This is a genomic window from Ruegeria sp. HKCCD4315, assembly GCF_013112245.1.
GTDB lineage: Bacteria > Pseudomonadota > Alphaproteobacteria > Rhodobacterales > Rhodobacteraceae > Ruegeria.
Genome location: NZ_WVRN01000001.1, coordinates 1,581,648 through 1,603,263, shown reverse-complemented (window position 1 = coordinate 1,603,263; position 21,616 = coordinate 1,581,648). Strand labels below are relative to the sequence as shown.

The window sequence follows — 21,616 nt, the reverse complement described above, 5'->3', positions numbered from 1 at the left end:
CGACGCTCAAATAGAAAAGGCCGCCACGGAACGGGCGGCCTTTTTGTGGCGTGCACTTAGTTTTGCAAGACGTCCAGCTTGTCGTAACCACTGGTGAAACCGGCCAGCGACATTTCGATTTGCAAGAGCTGATTGGGGGCTAGGATGGACACCATAGAAATAGTGGCCGTGCTGCCCCCCTTCATTGCGTCGATGTCGCCTTGGGTAAAGCCCAACTGCGCCACGCAGCCCACGGGGTTGCAGTGATGATAGTTGTACCTTTTGCTGGGTGCACCATCGATGGATATGGCGATTTGGGCCTGCAGCAATGTCTCAAGCGGTACAATCAGGCTGGCGGCAGCAACGGCTGTAGCACCTTCGGGCAGTTTGTTGACTGAGATTTCCGCAACCGGTTGTCCCTCGGCACCAGACAGAATTTGACGCAGCAGGCAAGGATCATTGTCTCCTTCGGTCTTTAAGCACGTGATGTTCCAGTCACCGCTTTCTTCTTTGACGTATTGGTCGCCAACGCGGGGGCCGCTTTCACCCAGATCCAATTCCTGTGTAGCTTGGGTCTGGGGTACCTCTGTCTGCGCTTGTGTGTCGTCAGTGGTTTCCTGGGCAAATGCCGCGCTGCTTACAAAGGCGGCTGCCAGTACATTCGCGGAGAGAAGTTTCTTGATCATGAATGCCTCGATTTGATGATTGAGCTTTTGGCCTCGTTTAGCATTCTTCCGAACCGGTGTCAGGCACTAACAGAGCAGCCCGGAGGAACGTGAACAGATTCTTGCCCGACGCTTTAGAAAAGGCCCTTCCACACATAGAAAAAGGGAGCCGTTTTATCAGCTCCCTTCCTCAAAAGGTTCTCCCCGTCGGACTGGCCGACTTATTTATGCGCAAACCCTACGAGAGCGGTGCCGGTGGGTCAACAGCTATCCTGAAATTTTAATCCAACCCTCAGCACTTGAACATGTGTTGGCGCAGGCAAAAAAAGCCGTGCCCGAAGGCACGGCCAGTCGACAGGGAGGAAGTCTGCCCCGCGAGATCAAAAAACCACCGCAAGGCAAAAGGACTATCGCAGTCAAAGGTTAACTTTGTATGCTGGTCACGGATCGGTGAGCTATAAGGCAGTGTTAATGGGCAAGACTATTTTTTTGGGCGGCGGTGGTGAAGGGTATGGCACACCGCAGGAATTGGCGTTGAACTTTGCAAATCGCCACGGATTGATCGCAGGTGCGACAGGAACGGGTAAAACCGTGACACTGCAGATACTTGCCGAAGGGTTTTCACAAGCGGGCGTCCCGGTGTTTCTGTCCGACGTAAAAGGCGACCTGTCCGGTCTGGCCGTGGCTGGCAGCGCGTCGCACAAACTGCATCAGGCCTTTATGGACCGCGTTGAACGTATCGGGTTTTCGACGTTCAACTATGCTGCTTGCCCCGTGACGTTCTGGGATCTTTTTGGTGAACAAGGCCACCCGGTGCGCACAACCGTTACAGAGATGGGGCCGCTTCTGTTGTCGCGCTTACTGGAACTGAGCGAAGCGCAGGAAGGCATTCTGAACATCGCCTTCCGGGTGGCTGACGAAGAAGGGATGCCGCTGCTGGATCTGAAAGACCTTCAGGCATTGCTGGTCTGGATCGGAGAAAATCGCGCGCAGCTGTCCCTGCGCTATGGCAACGTGTCGACCTCTTCGATCGGCGCAATTCAAAGACGATTGCTGGTGCTTGAAAATCAGGGTGGCACCAAATTGTTTGGCGAACCGGCGCTGGATCTGGCTGATCTGATGCGTGTTGACGAAAACGGGCAGGGGATGGTGAACATCCTCGCGTCGGACAAGTTAATGGCCTCACCCCGGCTCTATGCCACCTTCCTGCTCTGGCTGTTGAGTGAGTTGTTCGAAGAACTGCCCGAAGTTGGCGACCCCGAGAAACCAAAGCTGGTCTTTTTCTTCGACGAAGCGCACCTGCTGTTCGACGACGCCCCAAAGGTTTTGGTGGACAAGGTTGAACAGGTGGCGCGACTGATCCGATCAAAAGGCGTTGGGGTCTATTTCATCACTCAAAACCCCGCGGATATTCCCGAAGACATTCTGGGCCAATTGGGCAATCGCGTCCAACACGCCTTACGGGCCTTTACAGCGCGCGACCGTAAGAACCTGCGCATGGCCGCTGAAACGTACCGAGAGAACCCGGCTTTCGACACCGAAGCTGCGATCCGAGAAGTTGGCGTTGGTGAGGCCGTGACCTCGATGCTTCAAAAGAAAGGGGTTCCCGGCATTGTCGAACGCACCTTGATTCGTCCTCCGGGATCTCAGCTGGGGCCGATTTCTGGCGGTGATCGCAAAGCGATTTTGGCGACGTCCCCGATGGCAGGAAAATATGACAAGGGTATAGATCGCAAATCTGCCTTTGAGATTCTGCAGACGCGGGCCGAGGCGGCAGCAAAAGCTGCGGAGCAAGCGGAATTGGATGATGTGCTGGAAGCTCAATCGCCAATGGAACGCGAGTTTTCCGCAGCTCGCAGATATTCTGGCAGTCGGGTCCGGCGGTCGTCTTCACGTGTGCAGCGCAGAAAAGACACGTTCGCAACCGCAATGACAGACGCTGTAATCAAAGAGCTGAAGGGAACAACCGGGCGTCGCATTGTGCGCGGTATTCTGGGCGGTCTGTTCAAAAACAGATAGCGGCGCGGCGCCCATGAAGGGCGCCGACGTAATTATTTCAATCGGCGCTGACCTTCCTGGCGGCAATAGGCATCTGCCTGTGGGACTGACATTTTGGTTGCAGGGAAATCGATGGCGCGATCCCATGTGACCCGGTCCTGACGGTACAACTGACAGGTCACAACGCCCTCGGGGGTCTGAACCTTGACAGGTGCTGTCTCAAGATCTTCTGGTCTGGGAATACAGGCGGCTGTTGTAACGGCAACAACCGAAAGCAGGAAAACAGTTCCGAAGCGTGGTGCTTTCATTTTTTACTCTTATCAACACGTTTGAATGATCGTTTCAGATCGGCTTGGGCGGGTGTGAGTGCCAGCAACAGACCGCAAAAGAAAAACACTGCGGTGGGTTCGTGTATTCAGAAACCGCTTTAGAATCAAGAAACCGCGCCCTTTGGAGGCGCGGTTTCACGAATTGGTTATCGTTTGACCCTATTTCTCAGGTATCAGGCCCCTTGGGCTAAATCTGAGAACAATCAACAGGATAAGACCCATAGTGAACAGGCGCATATGGGCAGCGCTTTCGATCAGATGCGCTTTTAGCCAACTGCCATCCGGCATGCCCGATGTGATCAGGTTCATCAGCCACAGGCCGATTGGCTCCACCTGAACCCACAGGAACCAGATCAGAAATGCTCCAAGAACGGACCCGAAATTGTTGCCCGAACCGCCAACGATCACCATCACCCAGACCAGAAAGGTAAAACGTAAGGGCTGGTAGGCGCTTGGTGTCAGCTGACCGTCCAGCGTGGTCATCATAGCCCCCGCGATCCCGCAGATGGCCGACCCCAGAACAAAGATCTGCAAGTGGCGGCGGGTCACGTCTTTGCCCATCGCCTCGGCCGCGACCTCATTGTCACGGATCGCGCGCATCATGCGGCCCCACGGGCTTTTCAATGCCATCTGGGCCATCCACAGCAACGCCAGCAGGACGATCAAGAACAACAGCGAATAACCAAGTTTGACCGAAAGGGTAGAGGCTGTGACCGGATCAAGCCCGAACCATTCCGCGCGCGCCAGAAACGCCGGATCTTGTTGCAGTTCAACTTCGTAACCGACAACAGGGGACGGGCGCGGAATGCCGTAGACATTTTTAACGCCCCGGGCCAGCCAGTCTTCGTTCTTCATGACGGCAATGATGATCTCGGCAATACCCAGCGTGGCAATCGCTAGATAATCCGACCGCAGACCCAAAGCCGTTTTACCGATCAGCCAGGCAGCGCCCGCCGCAAGCAATCCACCGGCGGGCCAGGCCAGCAGAACCGGGAGGTTCAGACCGCCGATATTACCTGCAATCGCTGGGTCGATAGCTTCGACTGCAGCAACATTAGGGTCAAACACAGCGCGGTAAATGAAGAACCCTACAACCAGAACTGCGATGATGGTCAGGGTCTGAGCCCGACCTTTCCGCATCTTGGTCGCCACCAGAACAGCGGCAACAACGGTCGCAGCCCCCAACAGCAGTGACAATACAATCCCGTAACCGCCCGCAACCCAGGCCCCCGGCGTAGGCGGTGTTGACACCAGCACCACGGCCAGACCGCCAAGCGCGACGAAGCCCATCACACCTACGTTGAACAGGCCCGCAAAGCCCCATTGCAGGTTGACCCCAATCGCCATGATGGCCGAGATCAACCCCATGTTCAGGATCAGAATGGCGGTATTCCAGCTTTGAGTGAAACCTGTCAGCAGGATCAAACTGGCGACAACAGCAAAAAGCAGCGTGTTTTTGACAGACTCCGTCATACCGCTTTCCCCTTGAACAGGCCCGTGGGCTTAAACAGAAGCACGATCAGCAGGATCACGAAGCTGACGGCGAATTTGTAGTCGGTGGACAGGAACTGGACCAAGCCTGAGGGTTCCAGACTTTCCGGAGCCAGATAGGTCAGCACCTTTTTCCACGCATAGGTGATGGTCACCTCGGAAAACGCGATGATGAACCCACCTGCGATGGCACCCAGCGGATTGCCAAGCCCGCCCACAATGGCCGACGCAAAGATTGGCAGCAGAAGTTGGAAATAGACGAACGGCTTAAAGCTCTTGTCGAGACCGTAAAGAACCCCAGCCGTGGTCGCCAGTGCGGCGACGATGATCCATGTGATCATCACCACACGCTCGGGGTTGATGCCGGACAGCAGCGCCAGATCTTCATTATCCGAATAAGCACGCATGGACTTGCCGGTGCGGGTTTTGTTGAGGAACCAGAACAGCAACGCCACTGCGACAACCGCCACGATCACGGTGATGCCTTGCGAGGTTTTGATCGCCAATCCCTCGCGCAGCCCGGTCAATGCTTTGAAGTCGCGCGCCGAGATAATGAACCGCGCACCGTCCGAGAACCTTTGATCATCCGGCCCGATGATAAAGCGCACGATGCCGTTCATGATGAACATCACGCCCATCGAGACGATCACAAGGATCACCGGTTTGGCCTTTTGTTCCCGGTAGAACCTGTAAACCAGCCGGTCGGTGATCAGCACCAGAATGATACAGCCCAGAATGGCAAAGGGCAGGGCCAGCAGAGCGGTTGGCAGCGGCCCGAAACTGACCCCGGCAGCTTGCAGGCCCCACGTGACCAGAACAGCGATCATTGCGCCAAAAGCCATCGTATCGCCGTGGGCAAAGTTCGAAAACCGCAGGATGCCATAGATCAGCGTCACCCCCAAAGCCCCCAGCGCCAACTGGCTGCCATAGGCGATTGCGGGAACAAGGACGAAGTTGGAGAGCGCCACAAGGGCGTTAAGGAAGTCCATTAGCTATTTACCTCGCAGCGGCCAAGGCCGGTCAGGCTTATACCTTTGCCTACAAAGACGTGGGTCGTGTACGCGACAATCCCATCAGCGAACAAGCTGAAGGTGTAAGATGCTGATCGATCAGAATCCCAGCCATGTGCGGTCATCAAGTCATCGGTCACTTGCTGGACCTTTAGCAACGGCAAACTGTCATCTCCAAGGTCAAAACGAAGCTGGTTGTCTGGCAAGGTTACAAAGTCGAAATCAACTCCGAGACCCGTTTTGGTTGTCTGACATGCATCTACATTAACACACGTGTATTCCAGCTTACATCTCGTGACGTCTTGTGCGGTGGCCGCACCGGTATTGGCAGAAAGAACTGCCATGAGGGCCAAAACTTTCATCCTCACCCCCCCAAGAAACTCTTACGAACCTCAGGATCGGCCAGCAGTTCTTTGCCTGTGCCGGTATAGGCATTCCGCCCCTGAACCAGCACATATCCCTTGTCCGCGATCTCCAGTGCCTGACGGGCGTTCTGTTCGACCATCAGGATCGGCAAGCCAGTACGCGAAACCTCGATAATCCGATCAAACAGCTCATCCATCACGATGGGAGACACACCGGCAGTGGGTTCGTCCAGCATCAGAACCTTGGGCTGAGTCATCAACGCGCGGCCCACGGCGACCTGTTGGCGTTGACCGCCTGACAGCTCTCCGGCGGCCTGATTGCGCTTGTCGCGCAGGATGGGGAAGAGGTCATAGACCTGCTCCATCGTCTCGGTGATATCGTCACGTCGGATGAAGGCGCCCATTTCCAGGTTCTCTTCCACCGTCATGGACGTGAAGATGTTCGAGGTCTGCGGCACAAAGCCCATGCCTTTGATCACGCGGTCCTGCGGTGACAGCTTGGTGATGTCTTCGCCGTCCAGCCGAACCGAACCGGCACGTACGTCCAGCATGCCGAAAACGGCTTTCATCGCGGTGGACTTGCCCGCGCCGTTGGGGCCAACGATCACCGCGATCTCACCCTTGTCGACCGCAATGGTGCAATCATGCAGAATGTCCGGCCCCTTGCCATAGCCGCCGGTCATCGTGTCGCCAATCAGGAAGGGGCCGCCGCCACCAACGTATTGCGCTTCACCACTTTTGGGATGCGCAGGCGTCATCGTGCCAACGCCGTGCGTGTTGGTGATCGAGGCGTCCTTGTTCCCTTTGTCGTCGTGGTAAGGATTGTCGCTCACGCGCCTGCCTCCAGCTTGTCTTTGTTCTTCAGGCCGGTGCCCAGATAAGCCTCGATCACATGCTCATTCGCTTTGATCTCGTCCAGAGTGCCCTCGGCCAGAACCTTGCCCTCGGCCATACAGATGACCGGGTCACAGATCTTGCCGATGAAATCCATGTCGTGCTCGATGACTACGAAGGTGTAGCCGCGTTCCTTGTTCAGGCGCAGGATGGTGTCGGCAATGGTCATCAGCAGGGTACGGTTCACACCGGCACCGACCTCGTCGAGAAACACGATCTTGGCGTCGACCATCATGGTGCGGCCAAGTTCCAGCAGCTTTTTCTGCCCGCCCGAGACCTGACCCGCCTTGTGGTCGGCCAGGTGTTCGATGGTCAGAAACTCAAGCACCTCATCGGCCTTGGCCCGCAGCGCGCGTTCTTCATCCGCGATGCGCTTGCGGCCAAACCAGGTGTTCCACAGCGATTCACCCGATTGCGCACCGGGCACCATCATTAGGTTTTCACGGCAGCTCATCGAGGAAAACTCGTGCGCGATCTGGAAGGTGCGCAGCAATCCCTTGTGAAACAGCTCATGCGGGGGCAGGCCGGTGATATCCTCACCATCCATGAACACCTTGCCGCTGGTAGGTGGCAGAACGCCCGCGATCACATTGAACAGAGTGGTTTTTCCTGCACCGTTCGGCCCGATCAGGCCGGTGATCGACCCTTTTTGGATTTCCAGCGATGCCCCGTCCACCGCGTGAAATCCGCCGAAATGCTTGTGCACGTCTTCGACGACGATCATGTTATCCCCTTGCCTTTGCCTCGCGTCGCGAGGTGCAGCCTTTTGTCATTGAAACAGCCCGGACACAAGGCCCGGGCTGCTTGTTTTTATGGTATTTTACGTTTGATCAACGGAAGTTTACGGTCTTGTTTTCGCCGTCGGTCACTTCGATCTCGCGATAGGAACCGGCACTTTCACCGGGGCCGATCAGCTCAACACCAGACGCACCGACATAGTCGATGTCCTGACCGTTGGCCAAAAGCTCCAGCCCCTTGGCCAGCTCACCCGGATAAATCTTTTCACCCGGTGCGTTGGCAACTTCCATGACCTTGCCTGCGTAATCGGCCGGATTGGTCGATCCCGCAGCCTGCATGGCGAACATGAACAGCGCAGCAGCGTCATAGGATTCCGGCGAGTACGGCGAAGAGCCGTCAAAACCGGCAGCTTCGGCCAGAGCAAAGTACTTTTCAGGACCTTCGCCACCCGCACCCGCGATCTGACCGAAAGAACCGTTCAGGTCGGGGCCGACATTGGCCGGCAGCGAGTCACCGATCATGCCGCCCGGCAGACCGAATGTGTCATATGCACCGCTGTCCAGCGCCGATTGGATGATGCCAAGACCACCTTGGTCCAGATAGCCTGCGACAACCAGAATGTCGCCACCTGCCGACGCCAGTGCGCCAACTTCAGCGGAATAGTCCGCCTTGCCGTCTTCATGCGCGGCCACGATGGTCACTTCGCCACCTGCGGCCTCGAACGACGACTGGATCGCATCCGCCAGACCCTTGCCATAGTCATTGTTGGTATAGGTCAGGGCGATGGATTCGATGCCGCGATCTTTGAGGATGTCTGCCATCACCTGGCCTTCACGCGCATCCGACGGGGCGGTGCGGAAGAACAGACCATTGTCTTCCATTGTCGACAGGCCCGGAGATGTTGCCGAAGGCGAAATCATGACCATGCCGTTTGGAATTGCAACGTTCTGCAAAATCGCACCGGTCACGCCCGAGCAATCGCCGCCAATGATACCGGCAACACCGTCCGCGATCATGCGTTCACCGTTCGAGGTGGAAAGGCCGTTGTCGATACAACCCGTGTCGGCACGCATACCGGAGACGGTGGCGCCATCCATGAACTTGCCGGACTCGTTGACCTCGGCAATTGCCAACTCGGCACCGGACCCCATTGCTGGTGCGAGAGATTCAATCGGGCCGGTAAAGCCGATCAGAATACCCAGTTTCACATCGTCTGCCATGGCCGCGCCGGCCAGAAGTGCAGTTGCTGCAGTTGCAGTAAGCAGCTTTTTCATACGGTTACTCCCTGTTATGAACAACTTTGTTCTGGCCCTGACCCTAGGCAAGCTGCCCGAAAAAGAAAAGTCCTAACGCAAACGTGTTTTTGCTGATCGGGAAACTAACTGTTTTGCTAGAAATTCTTCTGTGACCGTCACCGAAAGGGACCAGCATGTTTCGTGTCTTTATGATTCTGTTTCTCTCGCTCAGCGCTGTTTCAGCTACGGCACAGACCCTGCCGACATCCGCCGGGAACATTGAAGTGACCAAAATGGTCGGTGGCCTGGATACACCTTGGGCGGTGGGCATCCTACCGGACGGGACGTTCCTGGTAACCGAGCGGGACGGTGATTTGCTGTTCGTCCGGAACGGCAAGACCAACACGGTGCGCAGTGTTCCCAAAGTCGCTGCCACAGGGCAGGGCGGACTGCTCGACGTGACGATCCCCCGCGATTTCGCGCAAAGTCGCGAGGTCTTTCTGACCTTCTCAAAACCTCAAAACCAAGGGGCTGGAACGGCGGTCGCTGTGGCTCGCTTATCCGAGAACGGAAAACGCCTGACCAATGTGCGCGTGATCTACGAAGCCACGCCCGGCGGATCAGGTGGCAGGCATTTTGGCAGCCGCGTTGTTGAGGCACGGGACGGAACGTTGTTTGTAACGATCGGCGATCGTGGAGAGCCTGACAGCGCACAGGACAGGTCATCTCCGATGGGTTCGGTCATTCGGATCAATCGGAACGGATCTATCCCAGCTGATAACCCATTCGTCGGGCAATCGAACGTCAAACCCGAAATCTGGTCTTTTGGGCATCGCAACCCTCAGGGGGCCGCGCTGGATGCGCGGGGGCGGCTATGGGTTTCAGAACATGGGGCACGTGGCGGGGATGAAGTTAATCAACCGCGCGCAGGCCGAAACTACGGCTGGCCCGTCATTTCTTACGGCACGCATTATTCAGGTCAAAAGATTGGCGAGGGCACCGCGAAGGCCGGATTGGAACAGCCGAAACTGTTTTGGGACCCATCCATCGCACCCTCTGGTCTGCTGGTCTATTCCGGTAAACTCTTGCCGCAATGGAAGGGCGACATTTTTGTTGGCTCGTTGAAGTTCGATTATATCGCCCGACTTGCAGGTAATCCGCTGCGCGAAGTCGAGCAAATCAAGGGTCCCGAGACCGAGCGCGTGCGCGATATCGTCGAGGCCCCGGATGGATCGATCTGGTTCATTTCGGTTGGGAAGGGTGCCGTGTACCGAATGGCACCCTAGGGTTAAACTGACAACCGACCGCTTTGCGCCCCACGCTCACGGTAGGGCGTGGTGTTGTAATGCGCGCGGTAGCACTTTGAGAAATGGCTGGGCGAGGCAAACCCGCAGGCAAGCGCTACGTTGATCACACTCATGTCCGTCTGCATCAAAAGGTTCCGTGCTTTGTGCAGTCGAAGCTCCATATAATAGCGCTTTGGCGAACGGCTAAGGTAACGGCGGAAAAGACGCTCCAGCTGTCTGGTCGACATTCCTACATCCTTGGCCAGAATCGAAGGTGAAATCGGTTCTTCGATATTCTTTTCCATCATCAGGATAACCTGGCTGAGTTTGGGATGGCGCACACCAATCCGGGTCGGTGTCGAAAGGCGCTGCGTGTCCTGATCCGTCCGGATCGACGAATAGATCATCTGGTCCGCCACCGCATTTGCCAAATCTTCCCCAAAATCATCCGCAATCAGTTTCAGCATCAAATCGATCGAAGATGTTCCGCCCGCCGTTGTCATGCGGCTACCGTCAATCTGGAACACCGATTTCGTCAGCTCGACCTCGTCAAACTCTTCGACAAAGCTGTCCGAGTTTTCCCAATGAATCGTTGCCTTCTTGTTGTCGAGCAAACCGGCTTTGGCCAACGTGTAGGCTGCGGTGCACAGCCCACCGATTCGCAGCCCTCGGCGCGCTTCGCGCCGAAGCCAGTTCAGAACGCGTTTGGTGGTCGCTGTCTGAACGTCCACGCCACCGCAAATCAGAACCACATCATCGCGTTGCAGTTCTTCCAGATCCGTATCCAGCTTGAACTCGGTTCCCGCTGAGCATGTAACGGTTTCACCGCCTTCGCCCGACAGCGTCCAAGTATACAATTCCTGGTTCGCCATACGGTTTGCGATCCGCAAACTATCAAGGGCCGAGGCAAAAGACAGCAACGAGAACTTGTCCAGAAGAACAAAAACATAATGGCGCGGGATGGCCTCAGCGTCTTCCACTGTGACTGCCTGGCGTTGCACTTGCATGGCGGGTTGTCCTTACTTCGGCGCTGAATACGGCCGTATCCAGCGACAGATTTAGAACTCACCATGATCAAAGCTTGTTTGCGCCGTCAAGAGGCGCAAATGGGATATGGTCACTCTTCAAAGCTTTTTGTATAGAGGCCACCTGAACACTTCAGCGGAGATCAAAGCTATGACCGAATGGCAAAAAACGAACTGGCGCAACAAGCCCCGGGTTCAGATGCCAGACTATACCGACGCGGCCGCTCTGGCCAAAGTCGAGGCTCAGCTTTCACAGTATCCCCCGCTGGTCTTTGCCGGTGAGGCGCGGCGTCTCAAACAACACCTGGGTGCCGCCGGTCGCGGCGAGGCCTTCCTGCTGCAAGGCGGGGATTGTGCTGAAAGCTTTGAACAATTCAGCGCGGATGCGATCCGTGACACCTTTAAGGTGATGCTGCAGATGGCAATGGTTCTGACCTATGGCGCAAAAGTGCCGGTGGTCAAAGTTGGCCGTATGGCGGGGCAGTTTGCCAAGCCGCGCAGTGCACCAACCGAGGTGTTGGATGGTGTGGAACTGCCCAGCTATCGTGGTGACATCATCAACGAACTGGCCTTCACGCCCGAAGCGCGCATCCCGAATCCTCAGAAAATGCTGCAAGCCTATACACAGGCTGCTGCCACTCTGAACCTGCTGCGGGCATTTTCGACCGGTGGTTTCGCAGATATGAGCATGGTTCATTCTTGGACCCTTGGGTTCACCGATGAACAGGACGTGCAGAAGTATTCCGAGATTGCCGATCGCATTCAGGACACCATCGACTTCATGGAAGCGGCCGGGATCACGGCGGACACCACACACGAGTTCTCGACCGTCGAATTCTACACCAGCCACGAAGGGCTGCTGCTGGAGTATGAAGAGGCGCTGACGCGTCTGGATTCGACCTCGGGCAACTGGCTGGCAGGGTCTGGCCACATGATCTGGATCGGCGACCGCACGCGTCAGCCGGACGGTGCTCATGTGGAATTCTGCCGTGGCGTTCTGAACCCAATCGGCCTGAAATGCGGCCCGACGACGACTGCCGAAGATCTCAAGGTTCTGATGTCCAAACTGAACCCCGAAAACGAAGAAGGTCGCCTGACCCTGATCGCGCGCTTTGGTGCGGGTAAAGCAGGTGAGCACCTGCCGCGTCTGGTCAAAGCCGTGAAGGAAGAAGGGGCCAAGGTTACCTGGGTCTGCGACCCGATGCACGGCAACACGATCAAGTCGGCCACGGGTTACAAGACCCGTCCGTTCGATTCTGTCCTGCGCGAGGTGCGTGACTTCTTTGGCGTACATCAGGCCGAAGGCACCATCCCCGGTGGCGTGCATTTCGAGATGACTGGTCTGGATGTAACCGAATGCACCGGCGGCGTGCGCGCGGTGACCGAAGAAGATCTGTCGGATCGCTACCACACCGCCTGCGATCCGCGTCTGAACGCGTCCCAGTCGCTGGAACTGGCCTTCCTAGTGGCCGAAGAACTGACAAACCTACGCCGTAACGGCAGCAAACGCGCCGCCAGCTAAACGGTCGTAAATCAATTGAAACAGCGGGCCATTGGTCCGCTGTTTTTCGTTTTGTGAAACGTCAGTCGTCGCGTGACACCACCAATCGCAAGTGATTGGCAGGGCGTTTGAATTCGCCTTCGTCTTCCGCGAACCCTTGAACAGGTTGTGGTGCGACAGGGCTTGGGGTCTGAAAATCAGCAACGGGCTTGACCCGCGTGTCCGAGATTGAGAACCGTCGAGGTGTTTTACCAATAGTTCCGTCAGCGACCATCACACCCAAAACGCGGCTGACATCGCCAAGATCACTTTTCAACGGCAGCAAAATCATTCGAGCCTGCATCCGTGCGCGACCCATTATTCCGCCCGAGATCAGCCCCAACTCTGCTGCAGCGGGCGCAGCAAACACCTGCTCAAGCGCATCCTTGACCCCCGCGCGATCGTCGGGCTGGAAGAACGCGGTCAAGGGCATGCCCCGCACTTCCATCCCCGCAAGCGCGTTCAAATGGCTACCGGCCAGACGAAACCGGGCAAGACCGGGCGCGATGCGCTCTAGTATAAACGTGTATTCCAGGATTTTTTCCAAACCGCGCGGATCGATCTGAGAGCGCATGGGAACGCTGTCACCGCCCAGCAACGCGGTCCAATACGCCTCGGCCTGGCGGATCGGCGAAAGGCTGCGCCCATTGTCAAAGCGATCCATTGCGACGATCTTTCCAAATTCTGACCCGGAACCAATCCCGAAAAAGGTTTTCATCTTCTTACCCTTGCGCCAAAAGGACGCCATTTTCCTAAAATGCAACACATCGGGAGCATCCGCGGCCTGCAACCCATTGCTTTGGGCAGTTTGACTCGGGTTAATTCAATTTTGGAGCAATTCTTTAACGAATGGTTAACCCGCACCAAACAATTGCCACGTCAGCAAATACTTGCTCTGCACCGGCCTATAGCATTAGGTGCAGCAGATGTTTGAGGTTGCAGAACCGCAAGAAAGGGCAGGAATGATCAGATCCATGACCGGGTTTGCCTCGGGAAAGGGGCAGCACGGGCCACATAGCTGGACGTGGGAACTGCGCAGCGTTAACGGCAAGGGCCTTGATATGCGCCTGCGCGTGCCGGATTGGTTGACAGGTTTAGAAGCCGCATTGAGGGCAAAACTGTCCAAATCCCTCAGCCGCGGAAATGTTACTCTGTCGATGCGTCTGAGCCGCGAAGACTCGGCCCCGGACCTAGTCCTGAATGAAACCGCCATGACTGCGGCCCTAACCGCGCTTGAGCAGACAGAGCAGATGGCGTCGTCGCGCGGAATTTCTTTGGCACCAACGCGGGCATCAGACCTGTTGGCCTTAAAGGGGATGCTGGATGCAGGTTCGGACTCAGATGATCCAGGCCCATTGGTTGCGCATCTTGCTGCGGAATTTGACACGCTCGTAAGCGCCTTCCTCGACATGCGCCGGGCTGAAGGCGACGCATTGACTACTGTCCTGAACACGCAACTGGATCAGGTCGCCACTTTGACCGCGAAGGCAGCTGAGCTGGCGGAAAAGCGCAAGGACAAGATGGCAGAAGCCCTACGGGAAAACCTGGCACGGGTTCTGGACAATTCTCAGGGTGCGGATCCCGAGCGCGTAGCACAAGAACTCGCTATGATCGCCGTCAAAGCCGATATCACGGAAGAGATCGACAGGTTGGCGGCACATGTTACAGCCGCGCGCGATCTGTTGGGGCAGAACGGTGCCGTGGGCCGCAAACTGGATTTTCTGATGCAGGAGTTCAACCGTGAGGCCAACACGCTGTGTTCAAAGGCCCAAAGCTCGGACCTGACGGCGGTTGGACTTGAGCTTAAGGCGGTAATAGATCAAATGCGCGAGCAAGTGCAGAACGTAGAATGAGTATGGGAACAACTGACATGGCGGATCGCCGCGGCCTTTTAATCATCCTGTCTTCTCCGTCCGGGGCGGGCAAATCCACATTGGCCAAACGGTTGATGGCCTGGGATACGGATCTGGAATTTTCGATCTCGGCCACGACCCGCGCACCGCGCCCCGGTGAAGAACATGGGCGCGAGTATTTCTTTCTGTCAGAGGACGAGTTCAAGCAGCAGGTTGCCGAAGGGCAGATGCTGGAGCACGCCCATGTTTTCGGAAACTTCTACGGTTCACCGGCAGAACCCGTGCGCAATTCGATCAACACCGGCAAGGACGTTCTGTTTGACGTGGACTGGCAAGGTGAGGTGCAGATCAGAAACTCTGACCTCGGCAAACATGCCCTGTCGATCTTTATTCTGCCACCGTCGATCCCCGAACTGCGCCGCCGTCTTGAGACACGTGGTCAGGACAGCGATGATGTGATTGGCAAGCGGATGCTCAAAAGCTGGGATGAGATCAGCCACTGGGGCTATTACGACTATGTCCTGATCAATGACGATCTTGAGGCAACCGAAGAAAAGCTTAAGACCATTGTCAGCGCCGAGCGAATGCGCCGCATCCAGCAACCAAAGCTGCAACAGCATGTGCGTAAACTGCAAAATGAGTTCGAGGGCCTGTCATGACCATTTACGCGCTGGGGGATCATACGCCCGAGATTCACGAAGACACATGGGTCGCACCTGATGCCAACCTGATCGGCAAAGTGGTGTTAGAGCAGGGTGCCTCGGTTTGGTTTGGCTGCACGATCCGCGCCGATCACGAGGAAATCCGTGTCGGCGCAGGCAGCAATGTTCAGGAAAACTGCGTCATGCATATCGATGCGGGCTTTCCTTTGACCATCGGTGCAAATTGCACGATCGGGCACAAGGTGATGCTGCATGGGTGCACCATTGGCGACAACTCTTTGATCGGCATGGGCGCAATTGTTCTGAACGGTGCCAAGATCGGGCGGAATTGCCTGATTGGGGCAGGGGCCCTGATCACCGAGGGCAAGGAAATTCCAGATAATTCGCTGGTCATGGGTGCGCCGGGCAAAGTCGTGCGTCAATTGGACGAGGCGGCGGCGCAACGCATCACGCTCAGCGCGCTGCATTATCAGGAAAACATGCGCAAGTTTCGCAAAACTTTAAAACCCGTCTCGTAAGGCGTCCGGGCCAATTGAGATGTAAGTTATGTCCACCGACCTGTTAGACGAATTTGTCCGAGCTATTCCGATGCCTGCGCTGATGGTGGATCAGACAGAACGGATAATAGCCGCCAATACCGATGCAACGACCCTGCTTGGCCTGAATATAGTCGGTCGGCATTTCGCCACGATCCTGCGGCAACCTCAGGTATTGGAAGCCATCGAACAAAGCCTTCAGTCCAAGAGCACGAAAAAGACGCGTCACCTGTCCAATGACGGCGCGCAGGACACGACATTCGAAGTTGAGTGCCGCTATATGAACGGGATTGGTGCTGTGTCCGGCGGTGCCATCCTGGCCACGTTTCAGGACATCACTCATCTGGAACATGCCAGTCAAATGCGTCGGGATTTCGTGGCCAATGTCAGTCACGAGCTGCGTACTCCACTGACTGCGTTGATGGGCTTTATCGAAACCCTGCGCGGACCGGCGCGTGATGATCCCGGCGCACGCGACAGGTTTCTCCAGATCATGACAGATGAAGCCAACCGGATGAACCGTTTGGTCGGTGATTTGTTGTCGCTCAACCGCGTCGAAAGCGAAGAACGCGTGCGACCCAGTGAGCAACTAGAACTTACCGGGTTGCTACAATCCATTCTGAATTCGGTTCGTCCGCTTGCCGAGGATGCAGGCGTAGACCTGACGCTTGAGGCTCAGGACGGTCCGGTCTCAGTGACCGGCGACAGTGACCAGCTGCGTCAGGTTTTCACCAACCTGATCGAGAACGGCATAAAATATGGCGGCAGCGGCGGAAATGTTTTGGTTCGCGTTTTGTCTATGGACCGGGACACAGCGATGCGGGGCCCGTCAGTGCGCGTACAAGTCATCGACCGGGGCCCCGGTATTGATCCGATTCACCTTCCACGATTGACCGAGCGATTCTATCGCGCAGACAGCCACAGATCCCGACAATTGGGCGGAACCGGACTTGGGCTTGCCATCGTCAAACATATCGTCAACCGGCACCGGGGCCGGCTGCGTGTTGAAAGCGAGCTGGGTAAAGGCTCTGTTTTTACGGTGATTTTACCACGTTAGCCCCTCGTCGGGCTGAACCTCGCGCAGCTTACGTTTGCAAAGCCGGGTCACTTTACGACAAGTAAAGCGTTACAAAACGCAGGTTGTCATAAAACCGTTACACACTTGTCACAAAAGGCTTACGCACGCGGCCTAGGGGTTCGCGCAGGATCATCATGGGGGTGATCAAACATACCTTTTCAGGGAGACTGAAATGTCCTTTGTCAAACTGTCGGCTTCTGCGCTGGCGATTGCTGCCGTCTCGGCAACCACTGCTGCTGCCCGTGACAACGTACAGGTTGCCGGTTCGTCGACCGTTCTGCCTTATGCTTCGATTGTTGCTGAACTGTTCGGTGAAAACACCGACTTCCCGACCCCGGTTGTAGAATCCGGCGGCTCTTCGGCCGGTCTGAAGCGTTTCTGTGAGGGTGTTGGCGAAAACACCATCGACGTTGCAAACGCATCGCGTAAAATCCGCGAAAAAGAAATCAAAGCCTGTGCCGAAAACGGCGTGACCGACATCATGGAAGTCCGCATCGGCTATGACGGTATCGTCTTTGCAAGCCAGCAGTCGGGCCCTGCCTTCACTGCATTTGAGCCTGCCGACATCTACAACGCCATCGGTTCGAAAGTCATGAAAGACGGCGCGCTGGTCGACAACAGCTTCAACAGCTGGGCCGAATTCAATGCCGATCTGCCGGACGTTGAAATCGCAATGTTCATCCCGGGCACCAAGCACGGCACCCGTGAAGTGTTCGAAGACAAGGTTCTGCTGGAAGGCTGCGAAGCCACTGGCGCCATGGAAGCCATGGTTGCAGGCGGCATGAGCGAAGATGACGCCGAAGACGCATGCCTGGACGTCCGCACCGACGGTAAGTCGGTCGACATCGACGGTGACTACACAGAAACTCTGGCGCGCATCGACACCAACCCCAACGGCATCGGCGTGTTTGGTCTGGCGTTCTATGAGAACAACACCGACAAGCTGAAAGTGGCCACCATGGGCGGTATCGCACCGTCGACCGAGACCATCGCGTCGGGTGAATACCCTGTGTCGCGTCCGCTGTTCTTCTACGTCAAGAAAGCGCATATCGGCGTGATCCCTGGCCTGAAAGAATACGCACAGTTCTTTACTGCTGACGAAATCGCAGGCGGTTCCGGCCCTCTGGCCAACTATGGCCTGGTTGCAGATCCTGAGCTGGCCAAGACCCAGGACGCCATCGCAAACGAAGTTACCATGGGTTCGGGCAGCTAATCCCGCCTTTGGCTTGAATGACCGGGGGCGGCAGCTTATGCCGCCCCCAACTGTGTTTTCCGAAATTCCCAGCCAAGACCTTACGGGGGTGTCATGCCGATACTATGGCTCTTTCTGATCGTGCTTGCGATCGCCGCAGTCGGTTATGTGTCAGGACGCGCACGCGCCTTGCAAAGCGCAGGCGGAGACAGCAGGAACCTGCACTCGCTGCCAACTTACTACGGCGCAAATGTAGCCCTTAAAGCGATTGTACCCGCCTTTGGTCTGCTGATCATTTGGCTGCTGGCCCAGCCGCTATACGTGTCGTCTCAGGTTTCCGAAATGATCCCGGAGACTTCCGTCAAAGAAGGCTCGTCACTGAGCCTGGTTATGGCTGAAGTACGCCGCACGGCGGACGGGCTGAACAACGCTGTGGCCGCCGGCGTGCTGTCGGAAGATCAGGCCCGCAACGCGCGCGCGGACGTAACCGACGTGACGCAGCGCCTGAAAGATGCCGGGCAGGTGGTGACGTCCGAGATCACTCAACCGGTTCTGCGGGCTGCACAAAGCTACCGCGCCATGAATTCCACCGGTTACGCGATCATGACGGGTGCGGTCATTCTGGTGGCTCTGATTGGAGCCGCAATCAGCTGGTTTCAGACACATTCCGACTACCGTGCCCGCAACGTGGTCGAGCAGGGGGTCCGCTTTCTGCTTCTGGCTGCGGCTTCTATCGCAATTCTGACGACCATCGGAATTGTTCTGTCGCTGGTCTTCAACACGTGGGAGTTTTTCAAGCTCTATCCCGCGTCTGACTTCTTCTTTGGTACAACCTGGGCGCCCAGCTTCTCGGGCCGCGGCGGCGCATCGGATCTGGGGATCATCCCTCTGCTGTGGGGCACGTTCTATATCTCGTTGGTGGCTCTGCTGGTGGCTGTGCCCATCGGACTGTTTGCCGCGATTTACCTCAGCGAATACGCCTCATCCCGCGTACGCTCTGTCGCTAAGCCGCTGCTTGAGGTTCTGGCCGGAATCCCGACCATCGTTTACGGTCTGTTTGCCCTGCTGACTGTCGGCCCGCTTTTGCTGGACGTGTTCGGCGATAACGGTTTGGGCTGGATGAAGGCAGGTACAGCCGTAATGACCGCTGGTATTGTCATGGGCATCATGCTGATCCCATTTGTTTCGTCTCTGTCTGACGACATCATCAACGCGGTACCTCAGGCGATGCGCGACGGGTCCTACGGTTTGGGTGCGACCCAATCCGAGACCATTCGCCAAGTTGTTCTGCCAGCCGCATTGCCCGGTATCGTGGGTGCGATCCTGCTGGCGGCATCGCGGGCGATCGGTGAAACCATGATTGTGGTTTTGGGGGCAGGGGCCGCCGCCCGGCTAAGCCTCAATCCTTTTGAAGCGATGACAACCGTCACCGCCAAAATCGTCAGCCAGTTGACTGGTGACGCGGACTTCGCCTCGCCCGAGGCGCTTGTCGCCTTTGCCCTTGGCATGACCCTTTTCATCCTCACGCTGGGGCTCAACGTTTTTGCCCTCTACATCGTGCGTAAGTATCGGGAGCAGTACGAATGACCGACGCAAGCATGGACACCCCGAACGCAGGCCGTCACGCGACTTCGTTGATGGCCACGGACCCACGGACAAAGAAGCGTGCGAATGCAGAGAAGCGTTTCCGCGCCTACGGCATCGTTGCAATCGCGACAGGGCTTTTCTTTTTGATCGTGCTGTTCGCTTCGATCCTGTCGCAGGGCATCCCGGCCTTTCAGCGTACCGTCGTGAGCGTCGAGTTCACTCTGTCGCCGGCACAACGCGACGAAGCGGAAGGCACTCTTTTCAAGACCAAAGCCTATTCCGACCTGTTTATCGGTGCGCTGAACGATCAGTTGACCGAAAGCGGTGTCACCGTCGATTTCGATCAGGACGCGATTGAGCGTCTTTTGGGTAAAGTGGGTGGCACGATCCGCACCTTTTACGCGGACAACCCAGAAAAACTGGGGGAACCGGTACAGTTCGATCTGGCCGCCTCAAGCCGGGTTGACGGATACTTCAAGGGTCGCGTTTCGCGTGACACCCTGCAAGACAGCCGCTTCCTGCAACTCAGCGACCTTGATCTGGTCGATGCCCTGAAAGAGGCAGGTATCATCAAACAGGCATTTAACTGGCCCTTCATTACAGGTGCAGACTCGGGCGTGGACAACCCCGGAGGGGCGGGCATCGGCGCTTCGGTTGTTGGTTCGTTCTTCATGATGCTGGTGGTTTTGGCGCTGTCATTGCCCATCGGTGTCGCGGCTTCGATTTACCTTGAGGAATTCGCACCGCAGAACCGATTTACGGACCTGATTGAGGTGAATATCTCTAACCTCGCAGCCGTTCCGTCGATTGTGTTCGGTATTCTGGGTCTGGCCGTGTTCATCCAGTTTATGCACCTGCCGCAATCGGCGCCCTTGGTCGGTGGTCTGGTGCTGACCCTGATGACGTTGCCGACAATCATCATCTCGACCCGCGCTTCGCTGAAGGCGGTTCCCCCGTCGATCCGTGACGCAGCGTTGGGGGTAGGGGCCTCGAAAATGCAGGCCGTGTTCCACCACGTTCTGCCGCTGGCCGCACCGGGTATTCTGACCGGCACCATCATTGGTCTGGCGCAAGCCCTGGGCGAGACCGCACCATTGCTTCTGATCGGCATGGTGGGCTTTGTGGCGCGCGGATATCCCGATGGCTTCGTCGCTGGCTTTACCGAGCCGAACTCGGCCATGCCAGCGCAGATCTACACCTGGGCCGCGCGCGCCGATGTTGGGTTTTACGAGAAAGCCTGGGGCGGCATTATCATCCTTTTGATGTTCCTGCTGACCATGAATATCATCGCAATCATCCTGCGCCGCCGCTTTGAACGCCGCTGGTAAGAGGGGGCAACAATGAACGACATGACACGAGTGGAGAGAGCCGTGGACTCCAAAGACATCAAGATCAACGCCAAAAAGGTTCAGGTCTATTACGGCGACACTCACGCCATCAAAGACGTGGATGTTGCGATTGAAGACAAGACTGTGACCGCCTTTATCGGCCCGTCGGGCTGCGGCAAATCCACGTTTCTGCGCTGTCTGAACCGGATGAACGACACCATCGACATCTGCCGGGTCGAAGGCGATATCCTACTGGATGGCGAAGACATCTATGACAAGCGCGTCGACCCGGTTCAGTTGCGCGCCAAGGTGGGAATGGTGTTCCAAAAGCCGAACCCGTTCCCCAAGTCGATCTATGACAACGTGGCCTATGGCCCACGCATTCACGGCCTTGCAAAGAACAAGGCAGAACTGGATGAAATCGTTGAAAAATCCCTGCGTCGTGGCGCTATCTGGGATGAGGTCAAGGACCGTCTGGATGCGCCTGGCACAGGTCTGTCAGGTGGTCAGCAACAGCGTCTTTGCATCGCCCGTGCCGTGGCGACTGAACCGGAAGTTCTGCTGATGGACGAACCGTGTTCCGCCTTGGACCCGATTGCAACCGCGCAAGTTGAAGAACTGATTGACGAGCTGCGCTCGCGCTATTCGGTGGTGATTGTGACCCACTCGATGCAGCAGGCCGCACGTGTCAGCCAGAAAACTGCCTTCTTCCATCTGGGAAACCTGGTCGAGTTCGGGGAAACCGGCCAGATCTTCACCAACCCCGTAGATCCGCGCACGGAAAGCTACATCACCGGCCGCATCGGCTGAGCACAGGTATTCAGA

The 21,616-nt window shown here is 56.7% G+C and carries 21 protein-coding genes; 11 read left to right on the top strand and 10 right to left on the bottom strand.

What is annotated here, in order from left to right; translation table 11 throughout:
* Positions 1–56: 56 nt before the first annotated feature.
* On the bottom strand, positions 57–665 hold the full coding sequence (locus GS646_RS08110) for an invasion associated locus B family protein (RefSeq protein WP_171090001.1): 609 nt from the start codon (positions 663–665) through the stop codon (positions 57–59).
* Positions 666–1,115: 450 nt separating this feature from the next.
* Between GS646_RS08110 and GS646_RS08105 the strand changes: the two genes are divergently transcribed.
* Positions 1,116–2,663: a helicase HerA-like domain-containing protein gene (locus GS646_RS08105; protein WP_171183189.1), complete on the top strand. Its 1,548-nt coding sequence runs from the start codon at positions 1,116–1,118 to the stop codon at positions 2,661–2,663.
* Positions 2,664–2,695: 32 nt separating this feature from the next.
* On the opposite strand, the gene GS646_RS08100 is transcribed toward GS646_RS08105, so the two are convergent.
* The 7 genes from GS646_RS08100 to GS646_RS08070 form a co-directional block, all read right to left on the bottom strand.
* Complete coding sequence (locus GS646_RS08100) at positions 2,696–2,950, bottom strand: hypothetical protein (RefSeq protein WP_171183191.1); 255 nt, start codon at positions 2,948–2,950, stop codon at positions 2,696–2,698.
* A 180-nt stretch (positions 2,951–3,130) separates the two neighbouring features.
* Positions 3,131–4,444, bottom strand: coding sequence for a branched-chain amino acid ABC transporter permease (locus GS646_RS08095; protein ID WP_171183193.1), 1,314 nt, complete (start codon positions 4,442–4,444; stop codon positions 3,131–3,133).
* Positions 4,441–5,451 (bottom strand): branched-chain amino acid ABC transporter permease, encoded by a 1,011-nt coding sequence (locus GS646_RS08090; RefSeq protein WP_171183195.1) that lies wholly within the window; start codon positions 5,449–5,451, stop codon positions 4,441–4,443. Before GS646_RS08090 ends, GS646_RS08095 begins: the two co-directional genes overlap by 4 nt.
* Positions 5,451–5,834 (bottom strand): hypothetical protein, encoded by a 384-nt coding sequence (locus tag GS646_RS08085; RefSeq protein WP_171183196.1) that lies wholly within the window; start codon positions 5,832–5,834, stop codon positions 5,451–5,453. The genes GS646_RS08090 and GS646_RS08085 overlap by 1 nt, the downstream gene beginning before the upstream one ends.
* Before the next feature lie 2 nt (positions 5,835–5,836).
* A complete protein-coding gene (locus GS646_RS08080; RefSeq protein WP_171090013.1) occupies positions 5,837–6,670 on the bottom strand; it encodes an ABC transporter ATP-binding protein in 834 nt (277 codons plus the stop codon).
* Positions 6,667–7,455: an ABC transporter ATP-binding protein gene (locus GS646_RS08075; RefSeq protein WP_171174031.1), complete on the bottom strand. Its 789-nt coding sequence runs from the start codon at positions 7,453–7,455 to the stop codon at positions 6,667–6,669. Before GS646_RS08075 ends, GS646_RS08080 begins: the two co-directional genes overlap by 4 nt.
* 106 nt (positions 7,456–7,561) lie before the next feature.
* Positions 7,562–8,743, bottom strand: coding sequence for an ABC transporter substrate-binding protein (locus GS646_RS08070; RefSeq protein ID WP_171090017.1), 1,182 nt, complete (start codon positions 8,741–8,743; stop codon positions 7,562–7,564).
* Positions 8,744–8,898: 155 nt separating this feature from the next.
* Between GS646_RS08070 and GS646_RS08065 the strand changes: the two genes are divergently transcribed.
* A complete protein-coding gene (locus GS646_RS08065; RefSeq protein ID WP_171646939.1) occupies positions 8,899–9,990 on the top strand; it encodes a PQQ-dependent sugar dehydrogenase in 1,092 nt (363 codons plus the stop codon).
* A 2-nt stretch (positions 9,991–9,992) separates the two neighbouring features.
* Here GS646_RS08065 and GS646_RS08060 read toward each other — a convergent pair whose 3' ends face one another.
* Positions 9,993–10,997, bottom strand: coding sequence for a GlxA family transcriptional regulator (locus GS646_RS08060; RefSeq protein ID WP_171105248.1), 1,005 nt, complete (start codon positions 10,995–10,997; stop codon positions 9,993–9,995).
* 169 nt (positions 10,998–11,166) lie between these two features.
* On the opposite strand from GS646_RS08060, the gene GS646_RS08055 reads away from it, so the two are divergent.
* On the top strand, positions 11,167–12,537 hold the full coding sequence (locus tag GS646_RS08055) for a class II 3-deoxy-7-phosphoheptulonate synthase (protein WP_171183200.1): 1,371 nt from the start codon (positions 11,167–11,169) through the stop codon (positions 12,535–12,537).
* A 61-nt stretch (positions 12,538–12,598) separates the two neighbouring features.
* Here the strand turns inward: GS646_RS08055 and GS646_RS08050 are convergent, their stop codons facing one another.
* Positions 12,599–13,273 (bottom strand): PAS domain-containing protein, encoded by a 675-nt coding sequence (locus tag GS646_RS08050; protein ID WP_171646941.1) that lies wholly within the window; start codon positions 13,271–13,273, stop codon positions 12,599–12,601.
* 244 nt (positions 13,274–13,517) lie between these two features.
* On the opposite strand from GS646_RS08050, the gene GS646_RS08045 reads away from it, so the two are divergent.
* The 8 genes from GS646_RS08045 to pstB all read left to right on the top strand — a co-directional run bounded on the left by GS646_RS08045 (position 13,518) and on the right by pstB (position 21,601).
* Positions 13,518–14,408 carry a YicC/YloC family endoribonuclease gene (locus GS646_RS08045; protein ID WP_171646942.1) on the top strand — a complete coding sequence of 297 codons (891 nt, stop codon included), beginning with the start codon at positions 13,518–13,520 and terminating at the stop codon, positions 14,406–14,408.
* Positions 14,409–14,425: 17 nt separating this feature from the next.
* Positions 14,426–15,067, top strand: a complete 642-nt coding sequence (gene gmk, locus GS646_RS08040; protein ID WP_171090030.1) for a guanylate kinase — start codon at positions 14,426–14,428, stop codon at positions 15,065–15,067.
* Positions 15,064–15,588 carry a gamma carbonic anhydrase family protein gene (locus GS646_RS08035; protein ID WP_171183206.1) on the top strand — a complete coding sequence of 175 codons (525 nt, stop codon included), beginning with the start codon at positions 15,064–15,066 and terminating at the stop codon, positions 15,586–15,588. The genes gmk and GS646_RS08035 overlap by 4 nt, the downstream gene beginning before the upstream one ends.
* A 28-nt stretch (positions 15,589–15,616) precedes the next feature.
* Positions 15,617–16,663, top strand: a complete 1,047-nt coding sequence (locus GS646_RS08030; RefSeq protein WP_171183207.1) for an ATP-binding protein — start codon at positions 15,617–15,619, stop codon at positions 16,661–16,663.
* A 193-nt stretch (positions 16,664–16,856) separates the two neighbouring features.
* Positions 16,857–17,897, top strand: a complete 1,041-nt coding sequence (locus GS646_RS08025) for a substrate-binding domain-containing protein (protein ID WP_171090036.1) — start codon at positions 16,857–16,859, stop codon at positions 17,895–17,897.
* 93 nt (positions 17,898–17,990) lie between these two features.
* Positions 17,991–19,463 carry a phosphate ABC transporter permease subunit PstC gene (gene pstC / locus GS646_RS08020; protein ID WP_171183209.1) on the top strand — a complete coding sequence of 491 codons (1,473 nt, stop codon included), beginning with the start codon at positions 17,991–17,993 and terminating at the stop codon, positions 19,461–19,463.
* Positions 19,460–20,791: a phosphate ABC transporter permease PstA gene (gene pstA, locus GS646_RS08015; RefSeq protein WP_171646943.1), complete on the top strand. Its 1,332-nt coding sequence runs from the start codon at positions 19,460–19,462 to the stop codon at positions 20,789–20,791. Before pstC ends, pstA begins: the two co-directional genes overlap by 4 nt.
* Before the next feature lie 12 nt (positions 20,792–20,803).
* Positions 20,804–21,601, top strand: coding sequence for a phosphate ABC transporter ATP-binding protein PstB (pstB, locus tag GS646_RS08010; RefSeq protein ID WP_171090042.1), 798 nt, complete (start codon positions 20,804–20,806; stop codon positions 21,599–21,601).
* Positions 21,602–21,616 lie beyond the last annotated feature (15 nt).